Origin of the sequence: Achromobacter anxifer, assembly GCF_903652925.1 — a bacterium.
GTDB lineage: Bacteria > Pseudomonadota > Gammaproteobacteria > Burkholderiales > Burkholderiaceae_B > Achromobacter > Achromobacter anxifer.
Map to the genome: position 1 here is coordinate 98127 of NZ_CAHLAR010000008.1, position 15719 is coordinate 113845.

Genomic DNA, 15719 nt, shown 5'->3' on the forward strand with positions numbered 1-15719 from the left:
TGCCGATTTTGACATGACGTTGACGTAAACGTAAATGCGTGACGATGCCTATCTTACGCCGGAAGCCGGCACGGAATTTGTCCTATTTGCGACATTGTGCGGGCGGCCGGCCGCCCCGCGAGCCGTTGCCTACAACAGTCCGGCCGGGCGAATTCTGCCGTTCTTCGCCGTCTTGGCGCGGCGGTGTTCGGCGCGGCGGCGGCGCGATTCCTTAGGGTCGAAACTCAGGCCGCGGTAGATCTCCACGCGGTCGCCGTCGGCCAGCCGCGCCTGCGGCTCCGTGGCCCTGCCAAAAATGCCCACGCCCCGGCTCCAGGGCTGCACCACCGGAAAGGCCTCGGCGAAGCCGCTGGCCGCCAGCGCCTCGGCCACGGTGGCGCCGGCGGGCAGGCGCAACTCGCGCAGCCAGACGTGGCCTGGCAAGGCATAACAGACGCAGACGCCAATCTGCGGCGTCGCGGACGGCTCATTCGCCATACTTGGCCTGCGCGCGCTTGGTGAAGGAATCGATGAAGCTGGTGGCGATGCGGTTGAACACCGGGCCCACCACCATTTCCAGCGCCCGGTTGGAAAACGCGTACTCCATGGTGAACAGGACCTTGCACGCGTCCTCGGCCAGGGGCTGGAACTCCCAGTGCCCCACCAGGCTGGAGAACGGACCGTCGACCAACTCCAGGTCGATCCGGTCGGGATAGGCATGGGTGTTGCGGGTGGTGAAGCGCTGCTTCATGCCCGCAAAACTGATCAGGATGGAGGCCTGCATGCCGTGCTCGTCGCGGGTCTGCACCTCGGCCCCGCCGCACCACGGCATGAACTCGGGGTACTTCTCCACGTCGGCGACCAGATCGAACATCTGGGCGGCGCTGTAAGGCACCAGGACGGATCGCTGTACTTTGTGCATCGACTATCGCAAATGGCTAGAATGGCAAGATTTTACCGGCACAACAGACCTGGGGCCAAAATAGGCAAACCCGCTGGCACCGCCACAGGCGACTCCATCGGCGCGCCCTGCAGGCGCGGCACCCAGGCACAAGGGCTTTATGAGCATTATCGACAATCGCAAGGCCACGCACGACTATTTCATCGAAGACCGCTACGAGGCCGGCCTTGTGCTGCAAGGCTGGGAAGTCAAGGCGATCCGCGATGGCCGCGTGCAGCTCAAGGAAAGCTACGTCATCGTGCGCGACGGCGAACTGTACCTGCTGGGCATGCACGTCAGCCCCCTGCCCACGGCCTCCACGCATATCCACCCCGATGCCATGCGCACGCGCAAGCTGCTGCTCAAGGCCGAGGAAATCAGCAAGCTCATCGGCAAGGTCGAGCAGCGCGGCTACACGCTGGTGCCGCTCAACCTGCACTACAAGAACGGGCGCATCAAGCTGGACTTCGCGCTGGGCCGCGGCAAGAAGCTGTTCGACAAGCGCGACACTGCGCGCGAAAAGGACTGGCAGCGCGAGAAGGAACGCATCATGAAGCACGACACCCGCGCCCCGCGCCGCGGCAAGGACGACTGATTCAGGCGGCCTCGGGCAGCGGCTGGCGTTCCGCCTCCTGCCCCGGGCCCACAATGCGGTTGCGCCCCGCCGCCTTGGCCGCATAGAGCTTGCGGTCCGCCCGCTCGAAGAACGCCTGCAGGCTTTCCCCGGGCACCCAATCCGCCACCCCCGCGCTGAACGCATAGGAAATGATGCTGCCGCCGTGCGCACAGGGCGTGCGGCGCACCGAATCCAGCAGCCGGCCCGCCACCTCCATCACCGCGTCGCTGCGCATGTCCGGAAACAGCACCGCGAATTCCTCGCCGCCCACCCGGCCCACGTGGTCGCCGGTGCGCAGCGTGGCCGTGGCCAGCAGGCCGAAATGGCGCAGCACCGCATCACCCGCGGCGTGGCCGTGGGTGTCGTTGATGCGCTTGAAATGGTCGATGTCCAGCAACAGCAGCGTCAGCGGCCGCCGCGTGCGCAAGGCCTGGGCGCAATAGCGCTCCGCCTGCAGCCACCATGCTTTGCGCGACATCAGCCCGGTCAGGAAGTCGGTGCTGGCCTCCTGCTCGCGGTCGGCCAGCATGCGGTCGTGGATGATCATGATGGTGCCCAGGGTCAGGCACGGCATCGTCAGCACGCCCAGGGTCATGAAGACGGTGTTCCACACGGTGGGCAGCAACAGGGCCTGGGGCGTTGCGATGTCCAGCAAGTAAACGCCGGCGCGCGTCATACATACGGCCGCCGACACCAGAGCCACCACGCGGACGAAATGGTAAGCGTAGCGCGACCGGTTGGCCGGCATGCCGCGCCCCACGGTGACGACGATAGCGACCATGAACGCGGCCATCAGAGCCGACATGGCCACCATGCGCGGCCCGACCTCGGGTTCGATGTAGGTATAGCCAGCCAGCACCAGCAGCGTCGCGCCCGAGGCCAGCACCATCAGGCGCCTGGGCACCGGCAGCCCGACCAGCCGGCGCAAGCCCGTGTAGTAGGCGCAAAGCGCCAGCGCCACCGCGGTATTGGACGCGATCACCGACAGCCACAACGGCGCATCGGTGATCTGCAGCGCATAGAGTCCGAAGGCTGCCAGCGTCAGCAGATTGGCGCGTATCGCTTCCTTGATGCCCGCCATGCCGCTGCGGGCCAGCGACCCGAGCACGCACAGCGCAAGCACTCCCGCCAGTGCTGCTATCAGAAGCAAATTAACGGGAGCGATCATCGTCGGGCGCCCGAAGGCGCGGATATCAGCTGTTGCGGGTGGACTTCACGATGGTCATGGCGGAGGCGATCATGCCGCCCACGTCCGACAGGTTCGCCGGCAGGATCAGCGTATTGCCTTCCTTGGCGACATTGCCGAACGCCTCGACGTAGCGTTCTGCCACCTTCAGGTTGACGGCTTCCATGCCGCCCGGTTGGCGCACCGCGTCCGCCACCTGGGTGATGGCCTTGGCAGTGGCCTCGGCGATCGCCAGCACCGCGGCGGCCTCGCCCTGCGCCTGGTTGATCTGCGCCTGCTTCTCGCCTTCCGAACGGGCGATCGCGGCTTCGCGTTCGCCGGTGGCGATGTTGATCTGTTCCTGGCGGCGGCCTTCCGAGGCCGCGATCAGGGCGCGCTTTTCGCGCTCGGCGGTGATCTGCGCCTGCATCGAGCGCAGGATCTCGTTGGGCGGGGTCAAGTCCTTGATTTCATAGCGCAGGACCTTCACGCCCCAGTTCAGCGCCGCCTCATCCAGCGACGAGACAATGTTGCTGTTGATGGCGTCGCGTTCTTCGAAGGTGCGGTCCAGCTCCATCTTGCCGATGACGGAACGCAAGGTGGTCTGCGCCAGCTGCGTGATGGCCGAGATGTAGTTCGACGAGCCGTACGATGCGCGCATCGGGTCCGTCACCTGGAAGTACAGCACGCCGTCGACCTGCAGCTGTGTGTTGTCGCGCGTGATGCAAACCTGGCTGGGCACGTCCAGCGGGATTTCCTTGAGCGAGTGCTTGTACGACACGCGTTCGATGAACGGAATGACGAAGCCCGCGCCCGGCGACAGGACCCGGTCGAACTTGCCGAGGCGCTCGACCACCCAGGCATGCTGCTGAGGCACGATGGCGATCGCCTTGATGACTATCAGGATCGCCAACGCGACGATGACGAGCAGGACGATGGTGGATGTTTCGATCATCATGATTCGGAGCCTCTCCTTCTGGTAAATACATTCATGGACGCCGCCAGGACGGCGCGGACGCCCGCAGCCGGTCCCGCCCGCGGCGGGCCGGCGGTGTTCAGGCCTGGCCCGGCTTGCCTTTGGGGGTCAAGACCAGGATCGAGCCGCGCATTTCGGTGATGGTCTGTTCGCCCGCGACCGGCGCATGCCCGCGGGCCAGTTCCGCGTGCCAGTGCGCGCCGCGGTACCAGACGCGCGCGGTGCCCTGGTCGGACCAGGCTTCGACCGAGACCGTCTGGCCGATGTCCAGGTTGACGTCCGCATTGCGGGCCGAATTAACCTCGCGCTTCTTCAGCACGCGGGTCTTGCGCAGGACCAGCAGGCCCACCAGCAGCACGATCCCGCAGCCGAGCAACTGCCATTCCAGGCCAGTGCCGAGCCAGGCGGCCACGCCCCCGGCAGCCAATCCCAGGGCCACCAGCAGCAGATAGAAAGTCCCCGTCGCCAATTCCCCGATCAGGGCCAGCGCGGCCAGTCCCAGCCAAATCCACATAGTTTTTCTTCGCCCGAAAGGATGAGTATCTGTGCGGAATTGTACGTATTTCCGGGACGGAACGGGAAAGGCGTTTGCGTCACGGACAATAGCGCTGGATTATGATGTGCGCTGGCGGTGGACCTCACTCCGGACCCCGGCGCCCGCATCCTTTACGCACTAGCCCCCAATGACCGCTGCAATACCTACCGCTCTTCCCGTCCTGATCCTGCACACCGGCGATCCGGACGACACGCTCAAAAGCCAGTTCGGCGGCTATGCCGAACAACTCGCTCAGGCCGCCGGCCTGACGCCCGAAACCATGGAAATCGTGCCCGTGCACGAAGGCCAGCGGCCACGGGATCCGTCCAGCTACCGCGCCGCCCTGATCACGGGCTCGCCTGCCATGGTGACCGACAAGGAACCCTGGAGCGAAGACGCAGCCGCCTGGCTGCGCCAAGCCGCGGCGGCGGGCCTGCCCATGTTCGGCGTGTGCTACGGCCACCAGCTGCTGGCCTACGCGCTGGGCGGCAAGGTCGGCTACAACCCCGCCGGACGCGAAGTCGGCACACAGACGGTAGAACTGCTGCCGCCCGCCGTTGGCGACAAGCTGCTGGCCGGACTGCCGCCCACCTTCCCCGCCCAGATGCTGCACGCGCAGACCGTGCTGCAGCCGCCGCCTGGCGCCGCCGTGCTGGCGCGCTCGGACCTGGACGAGCACCAGATGATCCGCATCGGGCGCAACGTGTTTTCGACCCAGTTCCACCCCGAATTCGGTCCCGACTTCATCCGCGCCCATCTGGAACGCTTCGGCCGCCGCTACGCCGCCGAAAACCTGGACGTCCCGGGACTGTCCGCCAATGTCCGCGCCACGCCGGTGGCGGGCGGCCTGCTGCGGCGTTTCCTCGACGCCTACGCGCCCGCATAGCGGCAGCGGCCGCCGGCGCCTTCAGGGGCCGGCGCAATATCCGGAGTGCGGCGGCGGACGACATTTGAGACGATGGGTCCAAGCGCGCCTTCCGCGCGCATCGGGAGCTGATTCATGAACCAAGCCGCCTTGAGCAAACAGCACGCCGCCGCCATCGAGCGCGCGTGCCGCGCGCTGGAAGCCGGGCAAGCGCCGGACCTGTCCGCCCTGGCCGAACAGGCCGGCATGAGCCGCTTCCATTTCCACCGGGTCTTCAAAGCGGCTACCGGCATCACCCCCAAGGCCTATGCCGACGCCCTGCGCGCCAGCCGCGCCCGCGAACACCTCAAGCAAAGCGCCAGCGTCACGGATGCCATGTACGACGCGGGCTTCAATTCGAGCGGCCGCTTCTACGAAGCCGCCCCGGCCATCCTGGGCATGACGCCCACCGCCTTCCGCAGGAACGGCGCCGGCGTGGACATACGCTTCGCCGTCGCCCAGTGTTCCCTGGGCGCGCTGCTGGTGGCGGCCAGCGATACCGGCATCTGCGAGATCGCCCTGCACGAAGACCCTGAACAACTCGTGCGCAACCTGCAGGACCGCTTCAAGGCCGCCCGCCTGATCGGCGCCGACGCGCAGTTCGAAGGCTGGGTGGCAGCGGTCGTGGGCTTCGTCGAAGACCCCTCGCGCGGCCTGGACCTGCCGCTGGACGTGCGCGGCACCGCCTTCCAGCGCCAGGTGTGGCAAGCCCTGCGCGAAATCCCCGTGGGCGAGACCGCCACCTACACCGACATCGCCGAACGCATCGGCTCGCCGCGCGCGGTGCGCGCCGTGGCCCGCGCCTGCGCCACCAACAACATCGCGCTGGCCATACCCTGCCACCGCGTGGTGCGCACCGACGGCTCGCTGGCCGGCTACCGCTGGGGCATAGACCGCAAGCGCGAACTGATCGCGCGCGAAGCCCGCGCCGCATAGCGGGCGCCGCGCGACAGGCGCGGTCTGGCCTGCGCCGCGTTGCGGACGCCGCGGGACAAGCTCGGCCTGGCCTGCGCCGCACATGTCCCGCGCATAAAAAAACCCCGCGCCTCCGAAGGCGCGGGGTTTTCACATGAACCAGGCGATCAGCCCTTGGCCAGACGCTGCCAGGTATCGACCACGGTGTCCGGGTTGAGCGACATCGACAGGATGCCCTCGTCCTTCAGCCATTGCGCGAAGTCCGGATGGTCGCTGGGGCCCTGGCCGCAGATACCGACGTACTTGTTGGCGGCCAGGCAAGCCTTGATCGCGCGGCGCAGCATGAACTTCACGGCCTCGTCGCGTTCGTCGAAGTCGGCAGCCAGCAGCTCCATGCCCGAATCGCGGTCCAGGCCCAGCGTCAACTGGGTCATGTCGTTCGAACCGATCGAGAAGCCGTCGAAGTACTGCAGGAACTCGTCGGCCAGGATTGCGTTGGACGGGACTTCGCACATCATGATGAGCTTCAGGCCGTTTTCGCCGCGAGCCAGGCCATGCTTGGCCAGCAGGTCCACCACCTTGGCCGCCTGTCCCAGGGTGCGCACGAAGGGCACCATGATCTCGACGTTGGTCAGGCCCATTTCGTCGCGCACCTTCTTCAGCGCTTCGCATTCCATGCGGAAGCACTCGGCGAAGTCCTCGGCGATGTAGCGCGACGCGCCGCGGAAGCCCAGCATGGGGTTCTCTTCCTCGGGCTCGTAGCGCGAACCGCCGACCAGCTTGCGGTACTCGTTGGACTTGAAGTCCGACATGCGCACGATGACGGGCTTGGGATAGAAGGCGGCGGCAATGGTAGCCACGCCTTCGGCCATCTTCTCGACGAAGAACGCGCGCGGGCTGGCATGGCCGCGGGCTGCCGATTCAACGGCCTTCTTCAGTTCGCCATCAACGTTCGGATAGTCCAGCACCGCCTTCGGGTGGATGCCGATGTTGTTGTTGATGATGAATTCCAGGCGGGCCAGGCCCACGCCGCCGTTCGGGATCTGGGCGAAGTCGAAGGCCAGCTGCGGGTTGCCCACGTTCATCATGATCTTCAGATCGATGGCGGGCATGTCGCCGCGGCGCACTTCTTCCACTTCGGTTTCGATCAGGCCGTCATAGATGCGGCCTTCGTCGCCCTCGGCGCAAGACACGGTCACGGCCTGGCCTTCCTTCAGCACGTCGGTCGCGTTGCCGCAGCCCACGACAGCCGGAATGCCCAGTTCGCGCGCGATGATCGCCGCGTGGCAGGTACGGCCACCGCGGTTGGTGACGATGGCGGAAGCGCGCTTCATCACGGGCTCCCAGTTGGGATCCGTCATGTCGGTGACCAGCACGTCGCCCGGCTGGACCTTGTCCATGTCGGAGATGTCGCCGACCACGCGCACGGGGCCCGCGCCGATCTTCTGGCCGATCGCGCGGCCGGTGATCAGGACCTGGCCGGTGGCCTTCAGGCGGTAGCGCTGCTGGACGTCGTTGGCGCCCTGCTGCGACTTCACCGTTTCGGGACGCGCCTGCAGGATGTAGATCTTGCCGTCGATGCCGTCGCGGCCCCACTCGATGTCCATCGGACGTTGGTAGTGCTTTTCGATGATGACGGCGTAGCGGGCCAGTTCATTGACCTCGTCGTCGGTCAGCGAATAGCGGTTGCGCTCGGACACCGGCACGTCGACCGTGCGCACGGCGCGGCCTTCGGGGCGCTCGGGGTCGAACTCCATCTTGATCAGCTTGGAGCCGATGCGGCGGCCCACGATCGGGTAGTGGCCCTGGGCCAGCGTCGGCTTGAAGACGTAGAACTCGTCGGGGTTGACCGCGCCCTGCACCACGGTTTCGCCCAGGCCGTAGGACGAGGTGATGAACACCACGTCCTGGAAGCCGGATTCGGTGTCGATGGTGAACATGACGCCGGCGCTGCCCTTGTCGGAACGCACCATGCGCTGGATGCCGGCCGACAAGGCGACGTCGGCGTGGGCATAGCCCTTGTGCACGCGATAGGAAATGGCGCGGTCGTTGTACAGCGACGCGAACACGTGGCGGATCTTGTCCAGCACGTCGTCGATGCCGACGACGTTCAGGAAGGTTTCCTGCTGGCCCGCGAACGAGGCATCGGGCAGGTCTTCCGCGGTGGCGGAGGAACGCACGGCGAACGAGCCCTTGCCATCAGCGTCGAGCTTGGCAAAGGCTGCACGGATTTGCGATTCGAATTCGGACGAGAACGGAGCGTCGATGATCCATTGACGGATCTGCGCGCCGGCGTTGGCCAACTCGCGCACGTCTTCGGGGTTCAGCGTGGTCAGGCGTTCAGCGATGCGCTTGTCCAGGCCGGAGGCCTTGAGGAAGTCGCGGAAGGCGTCGGCGGTCGTGGCAAAGCCGCCCGGCACGCGGACACCCGCGCCAGACAGCTGGCTGATCATTTCGCCTAGTGATGCGTTCTTGCCTCCTACCGAGTCCACGTCCGTCATGCGGAGCTGCTCGAACAAAACAACGTACGACATTGAAGTCACCTTTTACAATGGAATGAAAGCGAGTTTGGTCAATGCATCAGGAAGCTGGATCGGAACCGGATCACAGCCCCAATTTACGCGCTGACCAAACTGGCCTTGGACCGCCCTTGGGGTGACTTATAGGGGCCTGATTGTACTCGGTGGAGTGCATCCGGCCATCTGCCTGGTTGGAATTTTTTACACATGACATCTACCCCGATCGTACGCACGGTATACATCGTTTCCGACAGTACCGGCATCACCGCAGAAACCTTCAGCCAGTCAGTGCTTTCGCAGTTTGAGCAGGTGGATTTCAAGCCCATCCGCCTGCCCTTCGTCGACACCCTGGAAAAGGCGGCGGAAGTCGCCATGCGGATCGACCGCAGCGCCCAGGAGGCGGGCGTGCCCCCGATCGTGTTCAGCACCCTGGTCAATCCCGACATCCTGGCTCGTGTTCGCCAGGCGAACGGAATTTTCCTGGACCTCTTCGGCACCTTCGTCAGCCACATCGAACAGGCCCTGGGCCTGAAGTCCAGCCATTCCATCGGCCGCTCGCACATGCAGGCCAACTCGGAAAAGTACCGCAACCGCATCGACGCGATCAACTTCAGCCTGGCGCACGACGACGGCCAATTCGTGAACCAGCTGGACCAGGCAGACGTGATCCTGGTCGGCGTGTCCCGCTGCGGCAAGACGCCCACCAGCCTGTACCTGGCCATGCAATATGCCATCAAGGCGGCCAATTTCCCGCTCACGCCCGACGATTTCGAACGCGGCACCCTGCCCTCGACCATCGCCCCGCATCGCGCGAAACTGTTCGGCCTGTCGATCCAGCCCGAGCGCCTGGCCGAAGTCCGCAATGAACGCCGTCCCAACAGCCGCTACGCGCAGCTGGAACAGTGCCGCTACGAAGTCGCCGAGGCTGAACGCATGATGCGTCGCGAAGGCATCTCCTGGCTGTCCAGCACCACCAAATCGATCGAGGAGATCGCCACGACGGTGCTGCAGGAAGTGGGCCTGGACCGGGGCTGAAAAGCCCGCGCAGGGCCGATTGGCGCATCGACACGGGCAGCGTCACCGGGCGGGACAGCGGCATGAACAGGCTGTCGCCCAGCAGATAGACTCCCAGCAGCTTGCCGGACGAAGCCACCATGCAGGCTTCGCCCCGGCGGCCCGGCAGCGTAAACGGAGCGTCGGCGGAGCGGTAGACGTCGCCCTGGGGCAGAGCCCCGACCCGCAGCCAACGCGAGGCCGCCGGCAGGTCGACTGCCGTCTTGTCCGGCAGCGCCGCCGACACGGCCCGGGATAATCGAATGATGTTGGCTGCGTCGCTGGCGTCCGTGCGGACCATGCCGACCTTCTGGACGCCGCCGGAACCGCAAGCGCCCAGCGCCAGCGCGCATGCGCAAGCCAGCAGCAGCGCCCGCGCCGCGCGTGCACGGCGGCCCCTCTCGGTGTACGGCATTTCTGGCGCCATCATGTTCCCCTCGGGATAACGGCGGGCCACAATCGCCCGCGCAACGGCAAAACCGGTGACGAGACCCGCTTCAGCGCCCGCCGCTCAAGCTCTGGCGGCGCTGTTCAAAAAGGCAGATCGCCGCAGCCGCGCCCACGTTAAGCGATTCCACGGCGGCCATATCGTGCGGGATGCAAATCTTGAGACGCGCGGCAGCCAGCAGCGCGCCAGCCACACCCTGGCCCTCATGGCCGAACACCCAGGCGCAGCGCTCCGGCAGGCGGCCGGCGTACAGGTCCTGCGCGCCGTCCAGCGCGGTGGCCACCAGCGGCACGTTCAGCTTCGGCAACAAGGCCGCAAGGTCGACGTGCTCATGGATCGCCAGGGCGAAATGGGCGCCCTGGCCGCTACGCAGCACCTTGGGCGACCACGCAGCGGCGGTACCGGTGGCCAGAAAGACCCGCTTCACGCCTGCCGCCGCGCAGGTGCGCAGCAGCGTGCCGACATTGCCAGGATCCTGGATGCGGTCGAACAGCACGCAGTTTTCGTCCACGGCGTCAGGCAGATCCAGGACCGGCGGCGTCACCAGGAAGGCCACGCCCTGCCCGCTCTCGACCGCGGCCAGCGACTGCATCAGCCGCGCATCCAACGCCAGGCAGTCGCGGTCCGGCACCGCCGCCGCCAGGGCGGCGATATCCGGCTGGGACAGGCGCTCGACGTCGAAGATCGCCTGATCGGGCGCGCCATGATGCTGCAGCCAGGCCTGGCACAGGTGCACGCCGTCCAGCAGTACCGGAGCGCCGCGCTTGCCGGCGGTGCCGGCAAGCTTGACCAGCGCCTTGACGGCGGGATTGTCGCGGGAACTGATGTGCTTCATGGAGTCAGGCCAAAAGCCTTGATGGGCGCGAAGCTGCGCCGGTGCTCGGCACAGGGACCGTGCTCGCGCAACATCTGCAAGTGCAGCGCCGTTCCGTAGCCCTTGTGCTGGTCGAAGGCGTATTGGGGATACAAGGCGTGCAGGCGCAGCAGATCCGCGTCGCGCGCGGTCTTGGCCAGAATGGAGGCCGCGGAAATCGCGGGCACCAGCGCGTCGCCCTTGATGACGGTCTGCACCGTGCAGCCGAGCTTGGGAGCCTGATTGCCATCCACCAGCGCCAGTTGCGGCACGGTGGACAGGCCCTGGACTGCCCGCTGCATCGCCAGCATCGTGGCGCGCAGGATGTTCAGGCTGTCGATCTCGGCGACGCTGGCGCTGGCGATGCACCAGGCCAGGGCGTGCTCCTGGATTTCAAGCGCCAGCGCCTCGCGCGTGGCGGCCTTCAGCACCTTGGAATCCGCCAGCCCGTCGATGGGCCGGGCGGGATCGAGTATGACGGCCGCGGCGTACACCGCGCCCGCCAGCGGGCCGCGGCCGGCCTCATCGACGCCCGCCGTCACCATGGCCGGCTGCTCCGGGGCCGCGAACAGGTCAGGCTGCTCCACCCGCCACCTCCAGGATCGCCTGCGCGGCCAGCGCTGGCGTATCGCGCAGCAGTTCCTGGTGCAAGGCGGTGAAGCGCGCCTCGATGCGCGCCCTGCCCGCATCGTCGGTCAGGGAGGTCCAGGTCGCTTCCGCGAGCTTTTCGGGAGTGGCGTCGTCCTGCAGCAGCTCGGGCACGGCGAAATCGCGCAACAGCACGTTCGGCAGGCCGACCCAGGGCAGATAAGGGCGTTGCTGGCCGGACTTCCACGCCATGATGCGGCGCATCCAGGGCGACAGCACGTAGGAAATCACCATGGGCCGCTTGTACAGCGCGGTCTCCAGCGTGGCCGTGCCGCTGGCCACCAGCACCGCCGTGGCGGCCTCCATGACGGACCACGCCACTGGCGCCTGGCGTTCGCCGCCCTCGCCATGCAGGTCATGCGCGGTGACGCAGCGCAGGCCCGGCACTGGGTATTGGGCCAGGATGGCCTGGAACTCCGCGCGCCGCTGATCGTTGACCATGGGCACGATGCATTGCAGGGCCGGATCCTTCTTCAGCAGTATCTGGGCGGCTTGCAGGAAGCGCGGCGCCAGCAGGCGGATCTCGGACGAACGGCTACCCGGCAGAATGGCCAGCACTCGGGCATTCTGGTCGATGCCCAGGCGCGCACGCGCGGCGGCGCGATCCGGTTGCATCGGCACCGCGCCGGCCAGCGGGTGGCCGACGTAGGTCACCGGAATGCCTTCCTTGCGGTAGATCTCTTCCTCGAACGGAAACAGCACCAACATGTGCGATACCGATTCGCGGATCTTGTGGATGCGCTCATAGCGCCAGGCCCAAATCGAAGGCCCCACGAAATGCACGGTGGGCGTACCCGCCTGGCGCAACTGGTGCTCCAGGCGCAGGTTGAAGTCCGGAGCGTCGATGCCGACGAAGACGGCGGGCGGTTCCGCCAGCCAGCGGCGCTTGACGTCGCGGTAGGTGCCGAGCAGGCTTGGCAGCCGCTTGAGGGCGTCGACATAGCCGAACACCGTCAGGGCGTGCATGGGATGCCAGGCGTCGAAGTCATGGGCCTGCATCTGCGGCCCTCCGATGCCCTCGCAGCGGACGCCGGCGTCACGCGCTTGCAGACCGGCAATGATGCGACCGGCCAGCAGATCGCCCGAAGGCTCGCCGGCCACCATGCCGATCCGCGAGCTCATGGGCGGATGATGCCGCGGCTCGCGACGTCCAGGAAGTCGAGCAAGGCCTGCAGATGCGGCGCGACCTCGGGCTCCGCCTGCTGACGCGCGCGCAGTTCGGCGCGCGCCGCGTCCAGGGACAGGCCGCGGCGGTAGATGATCTTGTAGGCATCGCGCAGCGCCGCGATGTCGGCGGGCGTGAAGCCGCGGCGCTTGAGGCCTTCGACGTTGATGCCCACCGGGCGGCAGGGATTACCCGCCGCAAGCACAAAAGGCGGCGTGTCCTGCATGAGCGAGCTGTTGCCGCCCGTCATGCTGTGCGCGCCGATGCGCGAGAACTGATGCACGCCGGTCAGACCGCCCACGATGGCCCAGTCGCCGACGTGGACGTGACCGCCCAGCTGCACCGAATTGGCCAAGATGGTGTTGTTGCCGATGTGGCAGTCATGCGCCACATGCACATACGCCATGATCCAGTTGTCGTCGCCCAGCGTCGTGACGCCGCCATCCTGCACGGTGCCGGTGTTGAGCGTGACGTACTCGCGGAAGGTGTTGCGGTCGCCGATTTCCAGGCGGGTAGGCTCGCCTTGGTACTTCTTGTCCTGCGGCATGCCGCCGATGGAGCAATAGCGGTAGAAACGGTTGTCGCGCCCGATGGTCGTCACCCCGTCCACCATGCAGTACGGGCCGATCTCGGTGCCCGCACCGATGGTCACGTTGGGACCGACGATCGCGAACGGACCCACCACCGCGGTCGGGTCGATCTTTGCCGCCGGATCAACGACAGCGGTGGGGTGGATGTTTCCTGCCATTTACTCTTCCAGGCTGCGAATCGCGCACATCAGCTTGGCCGATGCGACCTCCTGGCCGTCGACCGTCGCGCGCGCTTGGTACTTACAGATGCTGCGGCTCAGGCGCTCGGCTTCGACCTCGATGCGCAGCTGGTCACCCGGCACCACGGGGCGGCGGAAACGCGCGCCGTCGATACCGACCAGGTAATACGCGGTCTTGGAACCTTCGCATTTCAGGCCGCCATTTTCGTCTGTGAACGAGAACAGGGCGGAAGCCTGAGCCATCGCTTCCACGATGAGCACGCCCGGCATTACCGGGTGATGCGGGAAATGGCCGTTGAAAAACGGTTCATTGATCGAGACGTTCTTGATGGCGACGATGGACTTGCCTGGCACCATTTCGACGACGCGGTCAATCAGCAGCATCGGATAACGATGCGGCAGCCTCTCCATGATCCCCTTGATGTCGAGTTCCATTTTTCTATGCTTTCCTGCGAAGTAAAGTAATCGTGCGGCGCGGACGCGCCAGGGCGGCGGCGCCCTAGTCCTTTTCCAGCGTCCGCACGCGCCGGCGCAGTTGCGCCAACTGTTGTATCACGGCGGCGTTGCGCTGCCATTCGCCATGTTCCGCATACGGGAAGACCCCGGTATAACGGCCAGGCTTCAAAATGTTCGACGTCACCGCGGTGCCGCCGGAAATATGCACGTCGTCACCCAGCGTCAGGTGACCCGACAGCATGGCAGCGCCGCCTATGGTGCAGCGCTCGCCGATGGTGGTCGAACCAGCCACGCCCACGCAGGCCGCCATGGCGGTATGCGCGCCGATGCGGCAGTTGTGGGCAACCATGATCTGGTTGTCCAGCTTCACGCCGTCGGACACCACCGTGTCTTCCAGCGCGCCGCGGTCGATCGTGGTGTTGGCGCCGATTTCGACGTCATCGCCGACGGTAACCCCGCCCAGCTGGGGAATTTTGCCCCAGGCGCCCTTGCCCAGCGAAGGATCGGGCGCGAAGCCGAATCCATCCGCACCCAGCACGGCGCCGCTATGGATGATCGCGCGCGCGCCCACCTTCACGCCGTCGTACAGGGTGACATGGGCGTGCAGGCGGCTGCCAGGGCCGACCGACGAGCCTGCGCCGATGACGCAGCCCGGGCCGAGCACGCTATCGCGGCCGATGCGGGCGCCGGACTCGATGACGCAATGCGGACCGATGCGCACGCCCTCTTCGATGACGGCGTCCGCCGCGACCACGGCAGTAGGATGCGTGGAAGCCGGCTGCGCAGGATGCCTCGCGGCGTCGAACCACTGCGCCACGCGGGCGTAAAGCAGATAGGGATGCTTACAGACGACCAGCGCGAACGGCGGCCGGGCGTCGCCCTGCGCCTCCAGAGCCTCGGCCACGTCGGGTGAGACGATGACCGCCCCTGCCTGCGTGGCGCCGAGTTGGCTCTGGTAGCGGGGGTTGGCGAGGAAAGCGATTTCCTGCCGACCCGCCGATGACAGGGTTCCGATGCCGCAGACCCGCAAGGGGTCCGAACCGGGAACCGCGCTGATACGCCAGTCCATTCCCTGGGTATTGGCGGCGCTCAACAGTGCTTCCAGCGTTGGCGCGCGGGCAAGATCCAGTAAAACCGGCATGACGTGACGGGAGCTGCTTACTTGCCCAGGCTCTGGATCACCTTGTCGGTGATGTCGATGCGCGGGTTGACCGTCACGGCGTCCTGAATGATCAGGTCGTAGCTTTCCTGCTCGGCGATGCGCTTGATGGCCTCATTGGCCTTCGTCACGATGCCCGAGAATTCTTCGTTGCGGCGGCGGTTGAAGTCTTCCTGGAACTCGCGGCGCTTGCGCTGCAGGTCGGTATCCAGGTTGGACAGTTCGCGCTGGCGCTTGACGCGGTCGGACTCCGACAGGACAGGCGCGTCCTTGTCGAACTTCTCGGCTTGCGAACGCAGGCTGTTGTTCAGGCGCTGGAGCTCGTCGTCGCGCTTCTTGAATTCGGCTTCGATCTTGCTTTGCGCAGCCTTGGCCGGACCCGATTCGCGCAGGATGCGCTCGGTATTGACGAAACCGATCTTCGTGCCTTGAGCCTGCGCAGGAATCGCAGCAGCCGAACCGAGAATGAGCGCACCTACCAGGGCAATGGAGCCGCCCAGCTTGCCGCGGCGCTTGGCGCGCAGCGAATTCGAGGTTTTAAGTGCGGAATCAGACATCATGAAAATCTCACCTTCCAGTAAGGCAAAGCCAAAGTGTGTATTGTGCCACTAAACAGCAA

18 protein-coding genes are annotated in these 15719 nt (G+C 66.1%); 5 read left to right on the top strand and 13 right to left on the bottom strand.

What is annotated here, in order from left to right; all coding sequences use genetic code 11:
• Positions 1-129: 129 nt before the first annotated feature.
• Together HWY37_RS23705 and HWY37_RS23710 are read right to left on the bottom strand one after the other, a co-directional pair.
• Positions 130-477, bottom strand: a complete 348-nt coding sequence (locus HWY37_RS23705; protein WP_175208331.1) for an RnfH family protein — start codon at positions 475-477, stop codon at positions 130-132.
• Positions 467-901, bottom strand: coding sequence for a type II toxin-antitoxin system RatA family toxin (locus tag HWY37_RS23710; RefSeq protein WP_042793335.1), 435 nt, complete (start codon positions 899-901; stop codon positions 467-469). Before HWY37_RS23710 ends, HWY37_RS23705 begins: the two co-directional genes overlap by 11 nt.
• A 139-nt stretch (positions 902-1040) precedes the next feature.
• Here HWY37_RS23710 and smpB point away from each other — a divergent pair, with 139 nt between their 5' ends.
• Positions 1041-1514 (top strand): SsrA-binding protein SmpB, encoded by a 474-nt coding sequence (gene smpB / locus HWY37_RS23715; protein WP_042793334.1) that lies wholly within the window; start codon positions 1041-1043, stop codon positions 1512-1514.
• A gap of 1 nt (position 1515) precedes the next feature.
• Here smpB and HWY37_RS23720 read toward each other — a convergent pair whose 3' ends face one another.
• The 3 genes from HWY37_RS23720 to HWY37_RS23730 form a co-directional block, all read right to left on the bottom strand.
• Positions 1516-2703 carry a GGDEF domain-containing protein gene (locus HWY37_RS23720; protein WP_176089992.1) on the bottom strand — a complete coding sequence of 396 codons (1188 nt, stop codon included), beginning with the start codon at positions 2701-2703 and terminating at the stop codon, positions 1516-1518.
• A gap of 25 nt (positions 2704-2728) precedes the next feature.
• Positions 2729-3655: an SPFH domain-containing protein gene (locus HWY37_RS23725; RefSeq protein ID WP_175208404.1), complete on the bottom strand. Its 927-nt coding sequence runs from the start codon at positions 3653-3655 to the stop codon at positions 2729-2731.
• Positions 3656-3755: 100 nt separating this feature from the next.
• A complete protein-coding gene (locus HWY37_RS23730; protein ID WP_176089993.1) occupies positions 3756-4190 on the bottom strand; it encodes an NfeD family protein in 435 nt (144 codons plus the stop codon).
• 169 nt (positions 4191-4359) lie between these two features.
• On the opposite strand from HWY37_RS23730, the gene HWY37_RS23735 reads away from it, so the two are divergent.
• Together HWY37_RS23735 and HWY37_RS23740 are read left to right on the top strand one after the other, a co-directional pair.
• Positions 4360-5097: a glutamine amidotransferase gene (locus HWY37_RS23735; RefSeq protein ID WP_175208334.1), complete on the top strand. Its 738-nt coding sequence runs from the start codon at positions 4360-4362 to the stop codon at positions 5095-5097.
• Positions 5098-5211: 114 nt separating this feature from the next.
• Complete coding sequence (locus HWY37_RS23740) at positions 5212-6051, top strand: bifunctional transcriptional activator/DNA repair enzyme AdaA (protein WP_176089994.1); 840 nt, start codon at positions 5212-5214, stop codon at positions 6049-6051.
• 146 nt (positions 6052-6197) lie between these two features.
• Here HWY37_RS23740 and ppsA read toward each other — a convergent pair whose 3' ends face one another.
• Positions 6198-8564 carry a phosphoenolpyruvate synthase gene (gene ppsA / locus HWY37_RS23745; protein WP_175208336.1) on the bottom strand — a complete coding sequence of 789 codons (2367 nt, stop codon included), beginning with the start codon at positions 8562-8564 and terminating at the stop codon, positions 6198-6200.
• 192 nt (positions 8565-8756) lie between these two features.
• Here ppsA and ppsR point away from each other — a divergent pair, with 192 nt between their 5' ends.
• Positions 8757-9584, top strand: a complete 828-nt coding sequence (gene ppsR / locus HWY37_RS23750) for a posphoenolpyruvate synthetase regulatory kinase/phosphorylase PpsR (protein ID WP_175208337.1) — start codon at positions 8757-8759, stop codon at positions 9582-9584.
• Between the two features lie 281 nt (positions 9585-9865).
• On the top strand, positions 9866-10048 hold the full coding sequence (locus HWY37_RS23755) for a hypothetical protein (RefSeq protein WP_176089995.1): 183 nt from the start codon (positions 9866-9868) through the stop codon (positions 10046-10048).
• Between the two features lie 51 nt (positions 10049-10099).
• On the opposite strand, the gene HWY37_RS23760 is transcribed toward HWY37_RS23755, so the two are convergent.
• The 7 genes from HWY37_RS23760 to HWY37_RS23790 form a co-directional block, all read right to left on the bottom strand.
• A complete protein-coding gene (locus HWY37_RS23760) occupies positions 10100-10885 on the bottom strand; it encodes a TrmH family RNA methyltransferase (protein ID WP_175208339.1) in 786 nt (261 codons plus the stop codon).
• On the bottom strand, positions 10882-11490 hold the full coding sequence (gene rnhB, locus HWY37_RS23765; protein WP_373418123.1) for a ribonuclease HII: 609 nt from the start codon (positions 11488-11490) through the stop codon (positions 10882-10884). The genes HWY37_RS23760 and rnhB overlap by 4 nt, the downstream gene beginning before the upstream one ends.
• Positions 11477-12673: a lipid-A-disaccharide synthase gene (gene lpxB, locus HWY37_RS23770; RefSeq protein ID WP_175208340.1), complete on the bottom strand. Its 1197-nt coding sequence runs from the start codon at positions 12671-12673 to the stop codon at positions 11477-11479. Before lpxB ends, rnhB begins: the two co-directional genes overlap by 14 nt.
• Entirely contained in the window at positions 12670-13464 is a 795-nt protein-coding gene (lpxA, locus tag HWY37_RS23775; RefSeq protein WP_176089996.1) for an acyl-ACP--UDP-N-acetylglucosamine O-acyltransferase, read from the bottom strand. Before lpxA ends, lpxB begins: the two co-directional genes overlap by 4 nt.
• Complete coding sequence (gene fabZ, locus HWY37_RS23780) at positions 13465-13920, bottom strand: 3-hydroxyacyl-ACP dehydratase FabZ (RefSeq protein WP_008167730.1); 456 nt, start codon at positions 13918-13920, stop codon at positions 13465-13467.
• Positions 13921-13984: 64 nt separating this feature from the next.
• Entirely contained in the window at positions 13985-15082 is a 1098-nt protein-coding gene (gene lpxD, locus HWY37_RS23785) for a UDP-3-O-(3-hydroxymyristoyl)glucosamine N-acyltransferase (protein ID WP_175208342.1), read from the bottom strand.
• Between the two features lie 17 nt (positions 15083-15099).
• Positions 15100-15660 (bottom strand): OmpH/Skp family outer membrane protein, encoded by a 561-nt coding sequence (locus tag HWY37_RS23790; RefSeq protein WP_175208343.1) that lies wholly within the window; start codon positions 15658-15660, stop codon positions 15100-15102.
• Between the last annotated feature and the right edge of the window lie 59 nt (positions 15661-15719).